Source organism: Celeribacter sp., from assembly GCF_048261515.1.
In the GTDB taxonomy this organism is placed as follows: Bacteria; Pseudomonadota; Alphaproteobacteria; order Rhodobacterales; family Rhodobacteraceae; genus Celeribacter.
In genome coordinates this window covers 41,015-60,676 of the sequence record NZ_JBLXFZ010000008.1, presented here as the reverse complement: position 1 = coordinate 60,676, position 19,662 = coordinate 41,015, and the positions used below count along the sequence as shown (strand labels likewise).

At 58.1% G+C, this 19,662-nt stretch carries 17 protein-coding genes; 7 read left to right on the top strand and 10 right to left on the bottom strand.

The features are described 5' to 3' along the window. The first annotated feature begins 38 nt into the window (after window positions 1–38). On the top strand, window positions 39–2,294 hold the full coding sequence (gene rnr, locus ACN0SC_RS14255; protein ID WP_417250354.1) for a ribonuclease R: 2,256 nt from the start codon (window positions 39–41) through the stop codon (window positions 2,292–2,294). Between the two features lie 93 nt (window positions 2,295–2,387). Continuing rightward, entirely contained in the window at window positions 2,388–3,644 is a 1,257-nt protein-coding gene (locus ACN0SC_RS14250; protein WP_417250353.1) for a lytic murein transglycosylase, read from the top strand. Here the strand turns inward: ACN0SC_RS14250 and ACN0SC_RS14245 are convergent. From ACN0SC_RS14245 to rsfS, 7 genes are all read right to left on the bottom strand, one after another. Beyond that, window positions 3,641–6,571 (bottom strand): error-prone DNA polymerase, encoded by a 2,931-nt coding sequence (locus ACN0SC_RS14245; RefSeq protein WP_417250352.1) that lies wholly within the window; start codon window positions 6,569–6,571, stop codon window positions 3,641–3,643. The two genes, ACN0SC_RS14250 and ACN0SC_RS14245, sit on opposite strands and share 4 nt — an antisense overlap. Before the next feature lie 89 nt (window positions 6,572–6,660). Next, window positions 6,661–7,140 (bottom strand): RNA pyrophosphohydrolase, encoded by a 480-nt coding sequence (locus ACN0SC_RS14240; RefSeq protein WP_417250351.1) that lies wholly within the window; start codon window positions 7,138–7,140, stop codon window positions 6,661–6,663. 50 nt (window positions 7,141–7,190) lie between these two features. Continuing rightward, a complete protein-coding gene (locus ACN0SC_RS14235; protein WP_417250350.1) occupies window positions 7,191–8,519 on the bottom strand; it encodes a S41 family peptidase in 1,329 nt (442 codons plus the stop codon). 87 nt (window positions 8,520–8,606) lie between these two features. Beyond that, window positions 8,607–9,731, bottom strand: coding sequence for a murein hydrolase activator EnvC family protein (locus ACN0SC_RS14230; protein WP_417250349.1), 1,125 nt, complete (start codon window positions 9,729–9,731; stop codon window positions 8,607–8,609). Continuing rightward, window positions 9,728–11,254 carry a 2,3-bisphosphoglycerate-independent phosphoglycerate mutase gene (gene gpmI, locus ACN0SC_RS14225; RefSeq protein WP_417250348.1) on the bottom strand — a complete coding sequence of 509 codons (1,527 nt, stop codon included), beginning with the start codon at window positions 11,252–11,254 and terminating at the stop codon, window positions 9,728–9,730. The genes ACN0SC_RS14230 and gpmI overlap by 4 nt, the downstream gene beginning before the upstream one ends. Before the next feature lie 93 nt (window positions 11,255–11,347). Continuing rightward, on the bottom strand, window positions 11,348–11,818 hold the full coding sequence (gene rlmH, locus ACN0SC_RS14220; protein ID WP_417250347.1) for a 23S rRNA (pseudouridine(1915)-N(3))-methyltransferase RlmH: 471 nt from the start codon (window positions 11,816–11,818) through the stop codon (window positions 11,348–11,350). Further along, complete coding sequence (gene rsfS, locus ACN0SC_RS14215) at window positions 11,818–12,189, bottom strand: ribosome silencing factor (protein ID WP_417250346.1); 372 nt, start codon at window positions 12,187–12,189, stop codon at window positions 11,818–11,820. The genes rlmH and rsfS overlap by 1 nt, the downstream gene beginning before the upstream one ends. 524 nt (window positions 12,190–12,713) lie before the next feature. Between rsfS and leuC the strand changes: the two genes are divergently transcribed. From leuC to ACN0SC_RS14200, 3 genes are all read left to right on the top strand, one after another. Then, entirely contained in the window at window positions 12,714–14,123 is a 1,410-nt protein-coding gene (gene leuC / locus ACN0SC_RS14210) for a 3-isopropylmalate dehydratase large subunit (protein WP_417250345.1), read from the top strand. A gap of 11 nt (window positions 14,124–14,134) precedes the next feature. Next, window positions 14,135–14,740, top strand: a complete 606-nt coding sequence (gene leuD, locus ACN0SC_RS14205) for a 3-isopropylmalate dehydratase small subunit (protein ID WP_417250344.1) — start codon at window positions 14,135–14,137, stop codon at window positions 14,738–14,740. Window positions 14,741–14,843: 103 nt separating this feature from the next. After that, a complete protein-coding gene (locus tag ACN0SC_RS14200) occupies window positions 14,844–15,362 on the top strand; it encodes an HdeD family acid-resistance protein (protein WP_417250343.1) in 519 nt (172 codons plus the stop codon). Between the two features lie 59 nt (window positions 15,363–15,421). On the opposite strand, the gene ACN0SC_RS14195 is transcribed toward ACN0SC_RS14200, so the two are convergent. The 3 genes from ACN0SC_RS14195 to ACN0SC_RS14185 form a co-directional block, all read right to left on the bottom strand. Continuing rightward, the gene (locus ACN0SC_RS14195; RefSeq protein WP_417250342.1) at window positions 15,422–15,661 is read right to left on the bottom strand and encodes an EF-hand domain-containing protein; all 240 of its coding nucleotides are present in this window, start codon (window positions 15,659–15,661) and stop codon (window positions 15,422–15,424) included. A 389-nt stretch (window positions 15,662–16,050) separates the two neighbouring features. Beyond that, complete coding sequence (locus ACN0SC_RS14190; protein WP_417250341.1) at window positions 16,051–16,704, bottom strand: 3-oxoacid CoA-transferase subunit B; 654 nt, start codon at window positions 16,702–16,704, stop codon at window positions 16,051–16,053. Between the two features lie 12 nt (window positions 16,705–16,716). Next, a complete protein-coding gene (locus ACN0SC_RS14185; RefSeq protein WP_417250409.1) occupies window positions 16,717–17,367 on the bottom strand; it encodes a CoA transferase subunit A in 651 nt (216 codons plus the stop codon). Between the two features lie 348 nt (window positions 17,368–17,715). Between ACN0SC_RS14185 and ACN0SC_RS14180 the strand changes: the two genes are divergently transcribed. Next, a complete protein-coding gene (locus tag ACN0SC_RS14180; protein WP_417250340.1) occupies window positions 17,716–18,582 on the top strand; it encodes a hypothetical protein in 867 nt (288 codons plus the stop codon). A gap of 62 nt (window positions 18,583–18,644) precedes the next feature. Beyond that, complete coding sequence (locus ACN0SC_RS14175) at window positions 18,645–19,619, top strand: endonuclease/exonuclease/phosphatase family protein (RefSeq protein WP_417250339.1); 975 nt, start codon at window positions 18,645–18,647, stop codon at window positions 19,617–19,619. Window positions 19,620–19,662: the final 43 nt, after the last annotated feature.

The window sequence follows — 19,662 nt, the reverse complement described above, 5'->3', positions numbered from 1 at the left end:
TTGTGGTCGGCCCTCCCGCCGCGTGCTACGCTTTTCGCATGAGCAGAATTCCCACCAAAGACGACATCCTCAAATGGATTTCCGAGAATCCGACCCTGACCTCGAAACGTGACATCGCGAAAGCGTTTGGCATCAAGGGGGCTGCGCGGATCGATCTCAAGCGGGTGCTCAAGGAGCTAGAGGCCGAAGGGCACCTCTCGAAGCAGCGGAAGACTTACCGTGACCCTGACAGTCTGCCGCCAGTATCCGTTCTGTCGGTTCTGGCTCCAAATAAGGACGGCGATCTCTTCGCCCGTCCGCTGGAATGGCAGGGTGAGGGTCAGGAGCCGCGTATTCTGCTCGTGCTACGCGATACCGACCCCGCCGTTGGCGAAGGTGACCGTATCCTTGCGCGTCTACAGGAAGTCAAAGAGGACGATCACCGCTATCAGGCCCGATTGATCCGAAAAATAGGCTCCAATCCACGAAAGATACTCGGCATCTACCGCCAAGATGCGGAAGGTGGTCGGATTGTCCCAATCGATAAGGGCGCAGATAAGGAATGGATCGTGCGCGCCGACGGGGTCCACGGCGCGAAGGATGGCGAGTTGGTCGAGGCGGAACAAGCTGGCCCTAAAGGGCGGATGGGCCTGCCCTTCGCCCGTATTGTCGAGCGGCTTGGCGATCCGTCTGGCCCCAGAGCGGTGTCTCTGATTGCGATCCATCAGCACGGGATTCCCGACGAATTTCCCGATGATGTCATCGCCGAAGCCGACAAGGCGAAGCCAACGGACCTTAAGGGACGTGAGGATTTGCGGGACATTCCGTTGGTCACGATCGATCCCGCCGATGCGCGTGACCACGATGATGCTGTTTGGGCTGAAAGAGACCCTAATCCGGCCAATGAGGGCGGTTTTATTCTCTGGGTCGCCATTGCCGATGTTGCTTATTACGTGCGTCCGGGTAGTGCTCTGGATCATGAAGCGCGTAAACGGGGCAATTCCAGCTACTTCCCTGATCGCGTCGTGCCGATGCTCCCCGACCGCCTGTCGGGCGACCTGTGCTCGCTTCATGAAGGGGTTCCGCGCGCCTGTCTGGCCGTCAAGATGGTGATCGATTCCGAGGGACAAAAACTGTCCCACAGCTTCCATCGTGGCCTGATGCAGTCCGCCGCATCGCTCAATTACAAAGAGGTGCAAGAGGCTCGCGACGGGGCGCCGAACGAGAAGTGTGCGCCTCTGATGGATACGGTCATCGATCCCCTCTACGAGGCCTACGCCGCGCTCACAGTGGCTCGAAAGCAGCGTCAACCACTCGAATTGGACCTCCCCGAGCGCAAGATCATTCTTGGCGAGGACGGGCGGGTGAGTTCTGTGGCTTTCACGGATCGTCTCGACGCGCACAAGCTGATCGAGGAATTCATGGTTCTCGCCAATGTTTCCGCTGCAGAAGAGCTATTTGCGCGCAATCGGCCGTTGCTCTTTCGCGTGCATGAGGAGCCATCGGTGGAGAAACTCGACGCGCTACGCGAGGTTGCGGCCGCGTCGGGCTTCAATCTGGCGAAAGGGCAGGTGTTGCACACCTCCCACCTCAATCAGCTACTGGCGCAGGCTGAGGGCACGGACCACGACGAGTTGATCAACATCTCGACGCTGCGCTCCATGACGCAGGCCTATTACTTCCCCGAGAACTTCGGCCACTTCGGTCTCGCATTGCGATCTTATGCGCATTTCACCTCGCCCATCCGCCGCTATGCCGACCTGATCGTCCATCGCGCGCTGATCTCGGCGCACGGGTGGGGGTCAGACGGATTGACCGCGGCCGAAATTGACGACCTTGAAGCCACGGCCAAGCACATTTCCGAAACCGAGCGCCGCTCCATGACTGCCGAACGGGACACGACCGACCGATACCTTGCCTCCTACCTGAGCGAACGTGTCGGCACCGAGATGACAGGGCACGTGTCAGGCATCCAAAAGTTCGGTGCTTTCGTCAAACTTGATGAAACGGGCGCTGACGGACTGGTTCCCGTGCGGTCTCTGGGCGCCGAGTTTTTTGTCTACGACCCTGAGAAACAGACCCTGATGGGGTCCAATTCGGGAACGACTCTCGGGATTGGTCAGAAGGTTCTGGTGCGGATTTCCGAAGCCATCCCGACCACTGGCGGGTTGGAGTTGGAGTTGCTGGAAATCGACGGTGAGCGCTTGGCAATCGGACCGCGCCGCCACCGCAAGGGGTCGTCGGGTCGCAAGTCCGCCAAGTCCAAGATTAAGCGTGCCAAAACCCGCAAGAAAGTAACCCGCAATCGTCGCTAGCGAGAAATCGCCCACCGTTCCATCGTTGCGTTCCCTCGGGCTCAATGTCACGTTACGCTTTCGGCGCGCATTCAAGGGCAGGAGGGCAATTCCATGTTGCGATTTTTCGGTGGTCTGATCGGTTGTTTGGGGCTTGGCCTTTCGATGGCGGCTGCGCAGACTGTACGCGCGCCTGTTTCACCCATGGTTCCGTCGGAGGTTGCCCACTTGGATACCGCTTCCAGTTCAACGAATGCCGCGTTTTCACGTTGGGTAGATGCTTTCAAAGCGCGAGCCACACGTGAAGGCATTTCCCAAACCGTGCTCGACCGTGCTTTTCGCGGCGTCTCGGTGAATACCGATGTGATCGCCAAGGACCGCAACCAGTCCGAGTTCACCAAGCAAATCTGGGACTATCTCGACAGCGCCGCCTCGCCAACACGTGTGAGCAATGGTCAGGCGGCCCTTCGCAAGCATAAACGCATTTTCGACGGCATCGAACGTGTTTACGGCGTCGATAGGCATATTGTGGCGGCCGTTTGGGGGTTGGAGAGTGCCTACGGCGCGACCCGTGGGGACATTCCCGTGATTGAGGCATTGGCAACCCTTGCCTTCGATGGACGGCGCGGGCGGTTTTTCGAAGGGCAACTCATGGCCGCTCTTCAGATTTTGCAATCTGGCGACACGACAGCACGAAAGATGAAGGGAAGTTGGGCTGGTGCAATGGGGCACACGCAGTTCATTCCGACGTCTTTCCTCGCCTTTGCCGTCGATGGTGATGGGGACGGGAAGCGCGATATATGGTCCGATGATCCGACCGATGCACTCGCCTCCACCGCCGCATATCTCGCGCGGCATGGATGGAATAAAGGCCAACCGTGGGGCGTAGAAGTGCGTCTGCCTTCGAGCTTCGACTTTTCTCAGGCACGTCGCGACAACATGAAACCTCCTGCGGACTGGGCACGCTTGGGCGTCGTCGGCATTGATGGAAAACCCGTTGCGAACTACGGACGTGCATCGATCCTCCTGCCTGCTGGCGCTCAGGGTGCGGCATTTATGATCTTCGACAACTTCGCTGTAATCGAGCGCTATAACAAGGCGGATGCCTATGTGATCGGTGTCGGCCATCTGGCGGATCGCCTGCGTGGCGGGCCAGAGATTCAAGCGTCGTGGCCACGCGGATATGAGCCGATTTCCTTCTCGGAGAAGAAGAAGATGCAACGCATCCTCAAGCGCAAAGGCTTTCTGGATGACAAGGTGGACGGGATTATTGGACCGAACACGATCAACGCGATCCGCGATTTTCAACGGTCCATCGGTGTGACTCCTGACGGGTATCCGTCAAAGACCCTGCTTGAGCAGCTGAGCTAGGGCGGATCATGCAATGCACCGAGACCCGTTGAAGGGATCGGTTTCGCCCCTAAACCAGGGGAAAGCCTCTCGCGCAGGAGGGCTACGGGGTGACGTCTAAGGGTTAGGCGCATCGCCACGAAATCATCCACGATGTTCTCACCTTCGGTCATTTTCGGCAAATGAACGGTCGGTTCGTCCACGATCTCCCCATCAAGATCGCGCGCAAAGAGTGGCAGGGGCTTGTCGCCGCCAAGCGCCTTGATATCCCAAAGCGCGGAGCGGCGGTCCAGACCGAGGGGCGCAAAGGCATCGGCCTCGGCCAGAACGCGCAGCACAGAGGGCCCCAACCCCGCACGTCGCCAAATATCATGGGGTGAGCGATAACCGTTGCCACGGGCCATCGTCAGCCATTCGGCGTCCTCTTCCTTCATCGCCTTGATTTGCCGAAATCCAAGGCGCAACGCCAATCCGCCCTCTCCGTCAGGCTCCATCGTGTTGTCCCAGAAGCTGGCATTAACACAGACGGGCCGCACCACGACACCATGTTCGCGCGCATCGCGGATGATCTGCGCGGGGGCGTAGAACCCCATCGGCTGGGAATTGAGCAGCGCGCAGGCAAAGATCCCCGGGTGATGGAATTTGAGCCACGCAGAGGCATAGACCAGAAGAGCGAAAGAAGCGGCGTGACTTTCGGGAAAACCGTAGGAGCCGAAGCCCTCAATCTGCGAAAAGCATCGCTCGGCGAAGTCGAGATCATAACCGTTTCTCAACATCCCCGTAAGGAAGCGGCTTTTGAACTCGCTGACATTGCCATGCTTCTTAAATGTCGCCAGAGAGCGGCGCAGCCGGTCGGCTTCTTCGGGTGAAAATCCCGCGCCGATGATGGCGATTTGCATCGCTTGCTCCTGAAATAATGGAACACCGAGCGTCTTGCCCAAAACCTCACCGAGCGCGTCGGAAGGCAGCGTGACCGTTTCTTCCCCGTTCCGACGGCGAATGAAGGGATGCACCATGTCACCCTGTATCGGGCCAGGGCGGATAATCGCGACCTGAATGACGAGATCGTAGAAGCTGCGCGGGCGCATACGGGGGAGAAAGTTCATCTGCGCGCGGCTTTCGACCTGAAACACGCCGAGACTGTCAGCATCGCTGAGCATATCGTAGACCCTCGGATCCTCGGGCGGCAGGGTTGCGAGATCAAATTTGATCTTATGGTGCTCGGAAATCAGATCGAACGCCTTGCGCACGCAACTGAGCATTCCGAGCGCGAGAATGTCCACTTTGAGGATGCCAAGCGCGTCGATGTCATCCTTGTCCCAACAGATCACCGTGCGATCTTCCATTGTCGCGTTCTCAATCGGGACCAGTTCATCGAGCCGCCCTTCGGTGATGATGAACCCGCCGACGTGCTGCGACAGGTGGCGGGGGAAACCTTGGATCCCCTCAATCATCTCCATCGTCTTGATTAGTCTCGAGTCCAGCGGATCAAGGCCAATTTCGCGCAAGCGATCAACGCGTGAACGACTGACGCTTTCAAAACCCCAAAGCTGTGACGACAGTGCAGACAACGTATCCTCGGTCAGCCCCATAGCGCGGCCTACCTCGCGCACGGCGCGTTTCCCGCGATAGTGGATCACGGTCGCACAGAGACCCGCGCGGTGGCGACCGTAGCGCTCGTAGATGTGCTGAATTACCTCCTCGCGTCGCTCATGTTCGAAATCCACGTCGATATCAGGCGGCTCGTCGCGCGCCTCGGAAACGAACCGTTCAAAGACCATCGTGCCGATCTCAGGGCTCACGGATGTGACACCAAGACAGAAACACGTGACCGAATTGGCCGCTGACCCCCGCCCTTGGCACAGGATACCGCGCGAACGGGCGAAGGCGACGATATCGTTCACGGTAAGAAAATAGGGCTCGTAGTGCAGCTTTCCGATCAGGCGCAATTCATGGTCGAGCATGTTCCGCACCTTCTCTGGTGCGCCCTGCGGATAGCGGCGCCGCAATCCCTCATAGGACAGACGCGCGAGACGCTCGGAGGGTGTTTCCCCGTCCGCGATTTCGGAGGGGTATTCGTAGCGCAATTCGTCGAGCGAAAAACGGCAAGCCTCCGCGATTTCCCCCGCCCGTGCGACTGCATCTAGATGGGCGGAAAAAAGGCGCTTCATGTCATCATGGGATCGCAGGCGCTGTTCCGCATTGGCCTGCGCGGTGCGCCCGAGGTCGTCAACGCGAATACCCGTGCGGATGGCGGTCAGTACATCAGCCAGCTTTCGCCGCGATGCCCGATGCAGGATCGGACGCGCGCTTGCCACAAGTTTTAGACCCAAACCCCGCGCAATTTTGCGATACTCCAACCAGCGAGAGTCATCCTGACCATCATAGAGCGGAAAGAGAAGGAGGTGCATATCGTCTCCCAGATGCCGCACCAACTGCCGCGCGTGGTGGTGCCATTTCGTGCGCGGCGGAGCGTCATAGCCAACGGGCGGATGCAGCAAGAGCGTGCATTCACCTAGGCCGTCGGTAAGATCATCAAGAGCCAGAACACAGGAACCTTTCTCCGCACGCAACCGCCCCTTGGAAATCAGCCGAGACAGGCGGCCCCAGCCGTCCCGACTGCGCGGCAGAACGGTAAGGCGCATCTTTTCTTGCGTCTCCAGAAGGGCAGCAGGGATCAGACGCGGAACCGTATCAACGGGCGCGGAGGGTGGTTTGGGAATGTGCGCAGGACGAGGCGGACCGATAGGGTCGGCGGCACGGGCAGCCACCTGTCGGGCAATCTCGCGACATACCGTATGCGCTCTCACAACACCTGCAACAGAATTGACATCAGCAATCGCCACCGCCGCGAGCCCCAGCTCGGCAGCACGGATCACATACTCCTCGGGATGGGATGCGCCCGTTAGGAATGTGAAATTGGAAATGGCAGAGAGTTCGGCAAACATAGCATCACAATATTCACCTTTTGTTCTCAATTGGAGTCAAAAGAACGCGTGCGGCCTATCCTCGCAAAACAGGGCCTAAAGCACCGAAATCAGGCGAGGTAGTCCGCGAATTCCGTCGTGATGGCTTCGTAGATATGGCGTTTGAACGGAACAATCCCCTCGACCAAATCCGATCCGTCCACCCATTTCCAACGCGCAAACTCGGGATGGTCGGTGTCGATTCGGATATCGCCGTCGGTGCCAAAGAACCGTAAAAGCACCCACTGTTGCTTCTGGCCGCGATACTTACCTTTCCACACCTTGCCGAGCAATTCGGGCGGCAGGTCATAGGTCAACCAATCGGCGGTTTGCGCCAACGTCTCGACCTTGTCAGAGGTCACACCCGTTTCTTCCCAAAGTTCGCGGAGCGCGGCTTCATGCGGAGTTTCATTCCCGTCAATCCCACCCTGCGGCATTTGCCACGCACCAGGAGTATCAATTCGCTCGCCGACGAAAACACGGCCCTCGGCATTCAAAAGCACAACACCCACGCAGGGACGATACGGCAGGGTCTCGAGATCAATGGTCATAGCTTATCCGCTCAAGGTGGAACGGGCGCCCAAAGGCGCCCGATTAGGTCTTAGTTACCGATCTTTGCGAGACCGTTGAGGAGATCGATGGCATAGGCCAGTTGGAAATCCTCATCGCGGAGCTTCGCAGCTTCGATAGCGGCGGCACGTTCTTCTTCAATCTGTTTACGCTCGTCTTCCGTGAGGCTGTCGTTATCCAACGCACCACGCAGATCGGCCTCGGAACGGAAGCGCGGTGCTTCCTCTTCTTCAGTGTCCGTTTCAGGCGCGCGCGGCGGTTGCGTCACAACGATGTCGGGCGAAATGCCAAGCGCCTGAATCGAACGACCAGACGGGGTATAATAGCGCGCCGTGGTCAGACGCATACCGCCGCCCGAACGCAGGTTCATAACTGTTTGAACAGAACCCTTGCCGAAGGATTTGGTGCCGACAACAACTGCGCGGTGGTGATCTTGCAAGGCGCCAGCGACAATCTCGGAGGCCGACGCGGACCCGCCGTTGATCAGCACGACGATGGGTTTCCCCTCGGCCAAATCACCTGTGGCCGCATTCACCCGCTGACTTTCCATCGCATTACGGCCGCGCGTCGACACGATCTCACCCGCATCAAGGAAGGCATCGGAAACGCGGATCGCCTGATCCAGCAGACCGCCAGGGTTGTTGCGCAAGTCCACAACAACGCCGCTGACGTTATCGATACCGCCCAACTCTTCGATTCCTTCGCGCAGACCTGCCTCAAGATTAGGATAGGTCTGTTCGTTAAATGTGGTAACGCGCAAGACGATGGTGTTGCCTTCCACGCGCGAGCGCACGGCAGTGAGCTTGATCTCATCGCGGATAATCGACACATCAAAAGGCTCTTCGACCCCCTCACGGACCACGGTGATCACGATCTCGGACCCGATAGGCCCGCGCATCAGATCGACAGTCTCATCGAGCGTCATGCCCAGAACGCTTTCACCATCCACATGGGTGATGAAATCGCCCGCTTCGATGCCCGCGATGTCGGCAGGAGTGCCATCCATCGGCGCGACAACTTTTACGAAACCTTCTTCTTGCGTCACTTCGATACCCAGACCACCGAAAGAACCGGATGTCTGCACCTGCATGTCTGCGGCATCTTTCGGGGAGAGGTAGGAGGAGTGCGGATCAAGCGAGGACAGCATTCCGTCGATCGCGGCCTCGATGAGATCTTCTTCATCGACTTCCTCGACATATTGCGCGCGAATACGCTCGAACACGTCGCCAAAGAGGTCGAGCTGCTCGTAGACGTTGGTGTTGCGTTCGGTTTCCTGCGCAATCAACGGGCCTGCAAACTGTGTTGCCAGCAACGTTCCCGCAAGGACGCCCGCAACGCCGGCCATCATATGCTTTTTCATTCGTCTTCCTCTCTCGGATGCGCCGAGAAGCATCCTGTTCGGTGTCGTAGTCATACCCGTCGCCGCGCGGTCGGGTGGAGGAATCGCCTATCTGGTGAACCAATTCGCCGGATCGACCGATCTGCCTCCTTCTCTTATCTCTATATAAAGCGTCTCGGATAGCCCCGCGCCAGTGCCTTCCTGCGCATTTTCAACGAATGCGTCGAGTTCAGGGGCGGCGCCGCCCATCAAACCTACAGCAGTTCCTTCGGGGATCACGTCACCGATCTCGCCATAGACCTCTTGTAACCCCGCAAGAACCAACAGGACATCATTGGCTGGTTCAAGGATGATCACGTTTCCGTAGTCAAGGAAAGTGCCATGGTAGCGCACCGTGGCGGGCCACGGTGTAACGACGACCGAGAGGGGACGCGTTGCGACGAGCCATCCCGGGCGAGCGACACCTGCGGCATCGGCCTCTTCGAACGCGCGCAGGACGGTGCCGCGAACGGGCATTGGCCAGCTTCCCTTCGACTCTCCGAGCGCAGGAAGCGGAGCAACGCCATCAACCACATCCATCACGGCGAGACCCGACGCAAATCCTTCAAGCGTGTCCGAACTGGCAATCAAGGTCTCAAGCCGCTCGTTGTCGGTGACAAATCGGCGTGGCAAATCGGTGCGGTCCGACATGGCCTGGCTAAGCGCTGTGCGCGCGTTTTGCGCTTCCTGTAGTCCGCTTTCCAAGGTGGCGAGCGCCTCGCCCTGCAATTCGCGCAGGATCATCGCCTCCTGAAGCTGAATGCGCAGTGCTTCGGCCTCGGCCTGCATCGCAGGAGTAACCGAGGACACCAGCATTCCCGCCCGCGCATGACCCAAGGGGCCCGTCGGGTGGATCAGGGCTTCAGGCGTGGCATCTGGTTTGAGCGTAAGAAGAACGGCCATGAGACTGGCCACCTGCCCGCTTTCATCCTGAAACTCAGCGGACAATTCGGACTCGCGCAGCGCCACTTGACGCAGCCCCGCACGCATCGCTTCCAGACCTTCTTCATAGGCGCGGATCACGCCTGTCAGCGCTTTAACACGATCCGTAGCGGCGTTGGCAGCCTCAAGTTGCGCGCGCGCCTCCTCGAACTGCGCAACAGCCGCCTCTGCCAAAGCCGCGGGCGCATCCTGTGCGACGAGCGCACAAGGCCATAGGCTCAAGGACAGAAGGGCCGCGCGGATCAGGTTCATTTCTCGATCAAGCTCTCGCCAGTCATTTCAGGCGGCAGGTCGAGCCCCATCAGGTCTAGAAGCGTCGGCGCAACGTCGGCCAACCGTCCGCCATCTCGGAGCTTCGCACCATCGGGTCCGCCGAACATAATCACGGGCACGGGGTTGGTCGTATGCGCTGTATGCGCACCACCCGTGACAGGATCGACCATGGTTTCGCAATTCCCGTGGTCCGCAATGACGATCATCGCGCCGCCCGCTTTCTCAAGCGCCTCGACGACCTGACCCAATCCCTGATCAACGGCGACACAAGCCTTCATCGCCGCATCGAGATCACCCGTGTGCCCGACCATATCGGGGTTGGCATAGTTGGTGACGATCAGATCGTAACCCGCTGCAATCGCCTCGACGAACTTCGCAGTAACTTCAGGCGCGCTCATCTCGGGCTGCAGATCGTAGGTCGCGACCTTTGGTGATGAAGGCATGAAACGATCTTCACCAACTTCGGGCGTTTCTTTGCCGCCATTGAGGAAGAAGGTGACATGCGGATATTTCTCGGTCTCCGCGAGACGGAACTGGCGCAGGTTGTGTTTCGCCACCCATTCACCGATTGTGTTGACGATCTCGCGTTTGGGATAGGCCGTGGCCATGTATTCGTTATGCTGGACGGAGTATTCTACCATGCCCAACAGAGCCGCCCACTCGGGGCGCGGTCCCGTGTCGAATTCCGAAAAATCGGGCTCTCCGATGGCGCGCAGGATTTCGCGAGCGCGGTCAGCGCGGAAATTGAGGCAGAAGAAACCGTCCCCGTCCTTCGCGCCGTCATACCCGTCGAGCACCGTCGCCTTGATGAATTCGTCATTTTCATCCCGCGCGTAGGCCGCCGCAACAGCAGCCTCCGCCGAGGGCGCAGTTTCCTGCCCTTCACCATTGATCATCGCGACATAGGCTTCGCCGACACGCTCCCAACGGTTGTCGCGGTCCATTGCGAAATAGCGTCCGATCACCGTGCCGACGCGCGCGCCTTCGGGCAGACGCGCAACGAGATCAGGGATGAAACGATCCGCGGATTTGGGCGCCACATCACGTCCATCCGTGATCGCATGGATGACCACAGGCACACCACGATCCGCAACGAACTTCGCCGCCGCCAGCGTGTGTTCGATATGACCATGCACGCCGCCGTCAGAAATCACGCCCATGAGGTGCGCGGTGCCGCCGCTCTTCTTCAACGTGTCGCAGAAGTCGGCAATCGCTTTGTTTTCGAAGAAGGAGCCGTCCTCGATTGCGAGGTCGATCTGACCCAGATCCATCGCAACAACGCGACCCGCTCCAATATTTGTGTGCCCAACTTCGGAGTTGCCCATCTGACCTGACGGCAGACCCACATCGGGACCGTAGGTGATCAGCGTGCTGTTCGGGCATTCCGCCATCAGGCGGTCGAAAGTGGGGGTCTCGGCGAGGTCGGGCGCGCTGGCATCACCTGTCGGCGAGATACCCCAACCATCGAGAATACAAAGGACGACGGGTTTCGGTGCGGCCATGGTCGGCTCCTATGCTGGATATTCGCGCCACTTGTAGCGCGATGCAGACGCGGGGTGAACCGTTGCTTTGTTCCTTACGCCCGATTTCGGGCATCAAACCCTATGGTAGGGTGCGCCTGCGAGAATGGAAGCGGCGCGGTAGAGTTGTTCAGTGAGCATGGCGCGGGCCAGCATGTGCGGCCAAACCATCTTTCCCAATGAGATAGAAAAATCCGCCTTGGCGCGCAGGGACGGGTCGATCCCATCCGCCCCGCCGATAACGAAGGCAACATCCCCTCGGCCCGTATCCCGCCAATCGGCAATTTTCGCGGAGAAATCGGGAGAAGACAGAAGCTTTCCGCGCTCATCCATCGTCACGATGACCGCGCCTTTCGGGATCGCGCGCTCCAGGAATACGGCTTCCGCGGCCATGCCGCCGCCCTTCTTGTCCTCAACCTCGTGCAAAGACAAAGGGCCGAGCCCTAGGGCCCGCCCCGTGCGATCAAACCGCGTGACGTAGTCTTTGATGAGATCGGCTTCGGGCCCGCCACGTAGGCGGCCCACAGCACAAATATGAACCCGCATCAGCTCTTGGACGTGACCGCCTCTTGCGACGTGATCCACATCTTTTCCAACTGATAGAAGTCACGGACTTCGGGGCGGAAGATGTGCACCAGAACGTCACCAGCGTCGATCAGAACCCAATCGCCCTGATCCTTGCCCTCAACGCGCGTGGCAATGCCATGTTCGCGCTTGAGCAAATCGGCCAGTTTATCGGCCAACGCGCTGACCTGACGGGTAGAACGCCCCGAACAGATCACCATAAAGTCGGCGATCTCGGACTTACCCTGCAAGTCGATCGAGACGATGTCTTCGGCTTTTTCGGTATCGAGTGTGTTTTTGACGACGCCCAACAGTTCGGACCCCGTCAGGGTCGGGATCGCACCATTTGTCATAGGCGCGCCCTGCAGTGCAGCGGTAGCTGCGGTCTGTGCGTTAGACAGGACATTGTCCTCCTCGGCTACGCGTCGCCACAAACCCCGACGCTGGGCATAACTCTAGTATAGTCATGGATGACCTAAATCTCAATAAACCACGTAGGGATTACGTGCTTATCCCTCAATCAAGCGACTTCGTGCCCACTAGAGACCCGTCGAGCACGTTGATTTCCCTCTGCGGGAATGCCGTTCGCCCAGAAGCCGTGCCTCGCCGCGAGGTAGCCCATGCTGCACCTTATGATCCAACCCACGCCTGTACCACCTATGCTTGCGCTTGCGAGACTCGCGCGGCTCGGGTATGTGATCGCCCATGACACGTGTTTTCGATATGGACGACCGCGCCCGCCTTCCTTGGCGGTTCTTCGGTGCGACCATGACCATCCTCGCCCGACTTCGGGCTTGAGGACCAGTTTTCTGCGCGCGGACCCATTCCCCTCGCAGCCCGTGACATAGCAACATCATCCTGAACAACGGAGAGCGAAATGACCGCCCCGAAGACCCTTTATGACAAAATCTGGGACGCACACGTCGCCCACGAACAAGACGACGGCACCTGCCTGCTCTACATCGACCGTCACCTCGTCCACGAAGTGACATCGCCGCAAGCCTTCGAAGGCCTGCGTATGACAGGTCGTAAAGTGCGCGCACCTGAGAAAACCATCGCCGTGCCCGACCACAACGTGCCGACCACTCTGGACCGTGTGTCCGGCGTGATCGCCAATGAGGAAAGCCGTATTCAGGTTGATGCGCTCGATAAGAACGCCAAGGATTTCGGCATCCACTACTATCCCGTGTCCGACGTCCGTCAGGGCATCGTTCACATCGTCGGACCAGAACAGGGCTGGACCCTTCCTGGCATGACGGTTGTTTGTGGCGACAGCCACACCGCAACACACGGTGCGTTCGGCGCGCTGGCCCACGGCATCGGCACCTCCGAGGTCGAGCATGTTCTGGCCACGCAAACGCTGATCCAGAAGAAGTCCAAGAACATGAAGGTCGAGATCACGGGCAAACTTCGCCCTGGCGTGACCGCGAAAGACATCACCTTGGCTGTGATCGGCGAAACAGGCACCGCTGGCGGCACGGGTTACGTCATCGAATATTGTGGTGAAGCGATCCGTGATCTGTCGATGGAAGGCCGCATGACCGTGTGTAACATGGCCATCGAAGGCGGCGCGCGCGCTGGCCTCATCGCACCCGACGAGACCACCTTCGAATACGTCAAAGGCCGCCCACACGCTCCGAAAGGCGCACAGTGGGAAGCCGCGATGAATTGGTGGAAGACGCTTTACACCGATGAGGGCGCTCACTTCGACAAAGTTGTCACGCTCAAAGGCGAAGAGATCGAGCCTGTCGTCACTTGGGGCACCTCGCCCGAGGACGTTTTGCCGATCTCCGCCGCTGTGCCATCGCCTGACGACTTCACGGGCGGCAAGGTCGAAGCCGCGAAACGCGCGATTGAGTATATGGGCCTCACTCCAGGACAGAAGCTCACAGATATCGAGATCGACACGGTCTTTATCGGGTCGTGCACCAATGGCCGGATCGAAGATCTGCGTGCCGCAGCAGAGATCCTCAAAGGCAAGAAGATCAAAGACGGTATGCGGGCCATGGTTGTGCCTGGTTCGGGCCTTGTGCGTGCACAGGCCGAGGAAGAAGGGCTTGCTGATATCTTCCAAGAAGCAGGTTTCGAATGGCGTCTGGCAGGCTGTTCCATGTGTCTGGCGATGAACCCCGACCAACTGTCCGAAGGGGAGCGTTGCGCCTCCACCTCGAACCGTAACTTCGAGGGCCGCCAAGGCTACAAGGGACGCACCCACCTCGTCTCCCCCGCGATGGCTGCCGCCGCCGCGGTGACGGGCCACCTGACCGATGTTCGTGAGATGATGTAAGGAAGAGACCGATGGAAAAATTCGAAAAACTGCACGGCATCGCCGCGCCCATGCCGCTCGTCAACATCGACACGGACATGATCATCCCCAAGGTCTTTCTCAAGACGATCAAACGTTCGGGACTTGGTGTGAATCTCTTTGACGAGATGCGTTATGACCGTCAGGGCAATGAAATCCCCGATTTCGTGCTCAACAAACCGCAATATCGCAACGCGGAAATCCTTGTGGCTGGTGACAACTTCGGTTGTGGCTCCTCGCGGGAACACGCGCCTTGGGCGATTGCCGACTTTGGCATCAAATGCGTGATTTCCACGTCCTTCGCCGACATTTTCTACAACAACTGCTTCAAGAACGGCATCCTGCCGATCGTGATGCCGCAAGAGGTTGTGGATGTGTTGATGGAGGATGCCGAAAAAGGCTCCAACGCCCGCATGACCGTGGATCTGGAAAATCAGGTCGTCACCACGTCTGACGGGCAGGAGTTCCCCTTCGAGGTGGATGCGTTCAAAAAGCACTGCCTGCTCGAAGGTCTCGACGACATCGGCCTGACTATGGAAAAAGCGCCCTCCATCGACGCCTACGAAGCGAGGATGCAGCAAGAGCGTCCTTGGGTCTAATCACCCGTCAAAATTCAGAAATCAGGAAGCGGCGGCCATTGGTCGCCGTTTTCTTTTGTCGAGACATGCATATATCTAGAGAGACAACAGACAGGAGAGTGTCATGACGAATTGGAAAGCTTGGGTCGGCGTTGGAACCCTGATGTTTCTCTTTGGCCTGCTGGCGCTAGGCAATGCGGTTGTGACCTCGCTTGCGATCACGGTCGTACTGGGGACGCTTTTCGCCATTGGTGGCGTAGCACAGCTTTGGGCTGGTTTCTCTGGCGTGTTGCATGTCAATCGGGTCTTCACACTGCTTTGGGGACTGATCAGCCTGTTGATCGGCGTGAGCTTCATTGTAAATCCTCAGGAGGGCACCGTGTCGCTTACCATGCTGGTCACGGGCTTTTTGCTCGCGTCTGGCCTGATCCGCCTTCTTATGGCCTGGCGGATGCGGGAAAGCCGATTGTTTTGGGCGCTGCTTTTCTCTGGTGCCGTGACAGTGCTTTTGGGTGGTTATATCCTTGGAAACTTTGCCGCCATTTCCCTGTCGCTTATGGGCATCCTCTTTGGCGTCGAGCTTTTGGTAGACGGCGCTGGCTTGATCGGCTTCGGGATTTTCCTGCGCAACCACCGTCTATGACAAAGCAAAAGAAAACGGCGACCCTTTCGGGCCGCCGTTTCCTGTAGTTAGGATCGATGTTATTCGGACATCGGGAGTAGCCCAGCCTCCTGCGCGGCGGCGAGTTCCTCTTCGCTCACCTCACCACTTGCATCCGCATCAATGGCGATGAAGGCCTCTTCCGTCACACTCGGATACGCGGCCATCAGCTCCTCTTGGGAATAGCCACCCGATGCGTCCATATCCTCGACCATGACCTGTGCAAACAGCGGAGCAGACGCGAGAGTTGCTGCGGTGAGGGTAAGGGCAAAAGTTTTCATATTTTCCTCCAGTGAAGTGCGCCAACATGAGTGTCGGCACGGTTTCGATCAAACGGGTCAGCCCCGTCGCCTCAAGACATTGCTCACGGAAGGAGTCACATCAACCTACTGATTTACAATAATAAATGGATCTAAATTAGTGGCGATCCCTCGCCGATGATGCGCGGAAAATTGCTCTGAATTTCGGCGAAAATTCGCAGCGCGGTTTTCGAGAAACACTGTCTAAGCCAGTTTTCGCCTGCGAAATGCGCGATCCATTGCCGGTTCCATTCGAATAGCAACGGAGATGGAGAAGGGGCAGATTTTCGCGCATCAATCGGACGGGAGCGAGGCTAAGAATCACGCGCCATTTCACGTCCTGATTAGCCCCACCTTCAGATCAGAATGAGTTAGGACAGTTTCATTTCTGGAACGTCGCCCTCGTAGATCAATTTGGCCGTCGTAACTGCGAGAATGCTATCAATCGAGGCATCTGGCGCGTGTTCAATAAGATGCAAACCATCGTCCTCAGGTTTGATCACGGCCAGTTCGGTAACGATCAGATCCACGCGGCGTTGAGAGGTAAGCGGCAAGGTACATTCAGGCACGATTTTCGGCTCACCCTTGGCTGTGTGCTGCATGGCGATGATCACTTTCTTCGCACCCGTCACGAGGTCCATCGCACCGCCCATGCCAGGGGTGTACTGGCCAGGAATGATCCAGTTCGCGAGATGGCCCGCCTCATCAACTTGCAATGCGCCCAGAACGGTCAGATCAAGGTGGCCGCCGCGAATGAGACCGAACGAGAAGGCACTGTCGATCACCGATGCTCCGGGGACAAAGGACGTGAACTTTCCCCCCGCATCTGTCAGGTGGCGGTCAGTCATGCCTTCGGGCGGGCGGTGCCCCATGCCAACGGCACCGTTCTCGGCCTGAAAGAACACGCCGAGGCTTTCATCAAGGTATTCGTTAACCAAAGTCGGAATGCCGATCCCGAGGTTCACCAGTGTTCGCGGCTGGATTTCTTTCGCAACGCGGCGGGCGATGAGTTCTTTGGGGTCCATTGCGTTGCCTCCTTAAACCGATTTCTTGATGACATGATCGACGAGAACACCAGGTGTTTTCACCGCGTCTGGAGGGATCACGCCCACGGGCACGATCTCTTCGGTTTCACAAATCGTAATCTTCCCTGCCATCGCCATGATCGGGTTAAAGTTGGTGGCCGTCATCATGTAGGACAGGTTGCCCACGTAGTCGCAGCTTCGCGCTGCAATCAGGGCGAAATCGGCATGAAGCGCTTTTTCCAATAGGTAGTCGCGCCCGTCGACGTTGATGATCTCCTTCCCTTCCTCAACCTGCGTACCGACGCCAGTAGGGGTCAGGATGCCGCCCAGACCAACTCCCGCGGCGCGCACGCGCTCGACGAAGGTGCCTTGCGGGGTTAGTTCAACCTCCAGCTCTCCGCTGGCGAATTGTTCCTGCACGATGGTGTTGAGGCCCATGTGACTACAAATGAGCTTCTTCACGCAATGAGCGGCGAAGAGAGGACCAGGACCAGTGGTGTCGCGAGCAGTGTCGTTTGAGATCAGCGTGAGTTCTTTTTTTCCTGCCTCGGCGAGGGCGTGCACGAGAGTGTCTGGCGTCCCAACCCCCATGAAGCCAGAGAGCATCACGGACGCCCCGTCAGGGATCATCTCAACCGCCTCCTCGATGGAAATGAGATGCATAGTATCTGCTCCGTTCATGCGTCAGTCCTCCTATCCTCGATCAAAGTCGTTTTGAGGCGATCTTCTATGCGCTGAGTCAAATTTTAGAACATCATCCGACTAATTTTGCATGACCGCCTGAATTGCGCCGAAAACTCAACATCTTGTGGCAGATTGATCGCTGACGCATAGGGTGCAGCAACAATGATGCAAAATCGCACCGCTTTATCCACGAAACTGCCCGATTTCCGCTGTTAACCTTAACCAATCCTTGATGGGCATGGCGAAAGAAGGCAGAAATTGGGCAAGATTGAGGCAATTCGCCATAATTGGCGATATCAAAATGGGAAAAGAACGCGGCAAGGTATCGTGTTCGACCAGTTTGAAGGGAAATGGGCAGTGCTCTATCGAGTTCTGGGAGCAGCTATACGCGCGATTTTGGTCGTTGCGTTGATCGTGATGCCGTCGGTGCTTTTGCCGACTGTATCGGGCGATGGTGGTCAGGTGATCGCCCTCGTTGCCATGTTCGCGGCCGCCCTCACCTTCTTTGAATATGTCTCCGCCTATCCTGGTCTTGTGGAATTTCGCGATGCACCGCCCTTCAATCGCATCCGTTTCGGTTCCCTGTTTATCTCCATTCTCTTGCTGACGGTGATCTGTCGCGGGATTAACGAACCAACCGTGGTCAGCGAACTCGTGACATCCATTGGCGGTTTGATTGGCTACGTCATGGATTTCCCCTACTCCCCCGTGCGCCTGATCGTCCTTGCTCTCCCCTATGGCACGCCGCCCGAAATGATCGCGTTGATGCGGGTCGCGGCAGGGATGAGCTATCTGATCTCCCTGCTGTCGCTGTGCTATTTCTATGTTGCCCTGCGCGTCGGGAACTGGCCGTCTAAAAACGGGCTGTTCAATGTTTGGGTTAACTTGCCAACTTTTGATCCCACTGCGGGCGGCGATGTTGTGGCGCGGCTTACCCGTGATGCGCGGATCAACATTGTTCTTGGTTTCCTATTGCCCTTCGTGATCCCCGCAGTGCTACATTCGGCAACGAACATCTTCGGCCGTTTCACTGTGGAGAACTACCAATCGCTTATCTGGACCGTTGCCGCATGGGCCTTTCTGCCCTCTTCGCTTTTCATGCGCGGGATCGCTATGGGGCGTGTGGCAGACATGATTTCGAACAAGCGTCGCCGCACCTACGCGGATACCGATATCGACCATCAGCCCGCCTGATTGCCGCTCTCCTTCTCACGCTCACCTCTACGTCTGCGCTCGCAGCGCAAGACGCAGTGCGCGTGGCGTTCTGGTCGGTGGAGTTGGAGCGGCGCGGGCCAGGCCTCTTGCTCCACGACATCCGAAAAGGCACCGATCCAGACCTTTTGGTCGCGCGCGATGCGATACGACAGCTCGATGCCGACGTGATTTTGCTCTCGGGCGTCGACACGGATTATGACGGATACACCGTCGACGCGCTCGCGCACTTTCTCGACGCAGGCTATGATTTCACCTTCACCGAAATGGGCAACACAGGCGCCCCATCGGGTTTCGATATTGATCGCGACGGGAGGTTGGGTGAAGCAGAAGACGCGCTGGCCTTCGGGCGATTTCGGGGCGAGGGAGGCATGGCGCTTCTATCCCGCCATCCGATCGCTCATGAGGCAATTGTCACACTCACAGATCTGAAGTGGCGCGATGTGCCAGATACTCGTCTACCTTACACCTATTTCAGCCCCGCAGAAGCGGAGCTGTTAACTGTTTCATCACGGGGACACTGGATGGTGCCCGTGGAGATTGGCGGAATACCCCTGACAGTTCTTGCATTCCACGCAACGACGCCCGTGTTCGATGGTGACGAAGATCGCAACGGACGGCGCGGCGCAGATGAGGTGGCCCTGATACGCCATATCCTGAACGGTCGGATTGGCGAGGCGCCCGAGGGAACCTTCGTCGTGATGGGAAGCACCAACATTGATCCCGTTGACGGGGAAGGTATCCATGGCGAGGTTCGCGCGCTTCTCGCGCACCCGCTCCTCCAAGACCCGCTACCTCGCTCCACCTTTGGCCCCGCACCAAACGGGGATCAAAAGGGAGATCCGACACTCGATACAGCGGATTGGAGAGACCCCGATCCAGGCAACCTTCGGGTGGACTACGTCCTTCCTTCGCGCGACTTGGACGTCTTGGACACTGGGTTGGAATGGGTTGATGGACCAGAAGACGGCCCCTTTCATCATGCCGTGGTTTGGGTCGATTTAGTGCCGTTTCCTTGACGTTGGCGGCCTGCTTCGGTAGGCGATGCCAACGCTTGTTAAA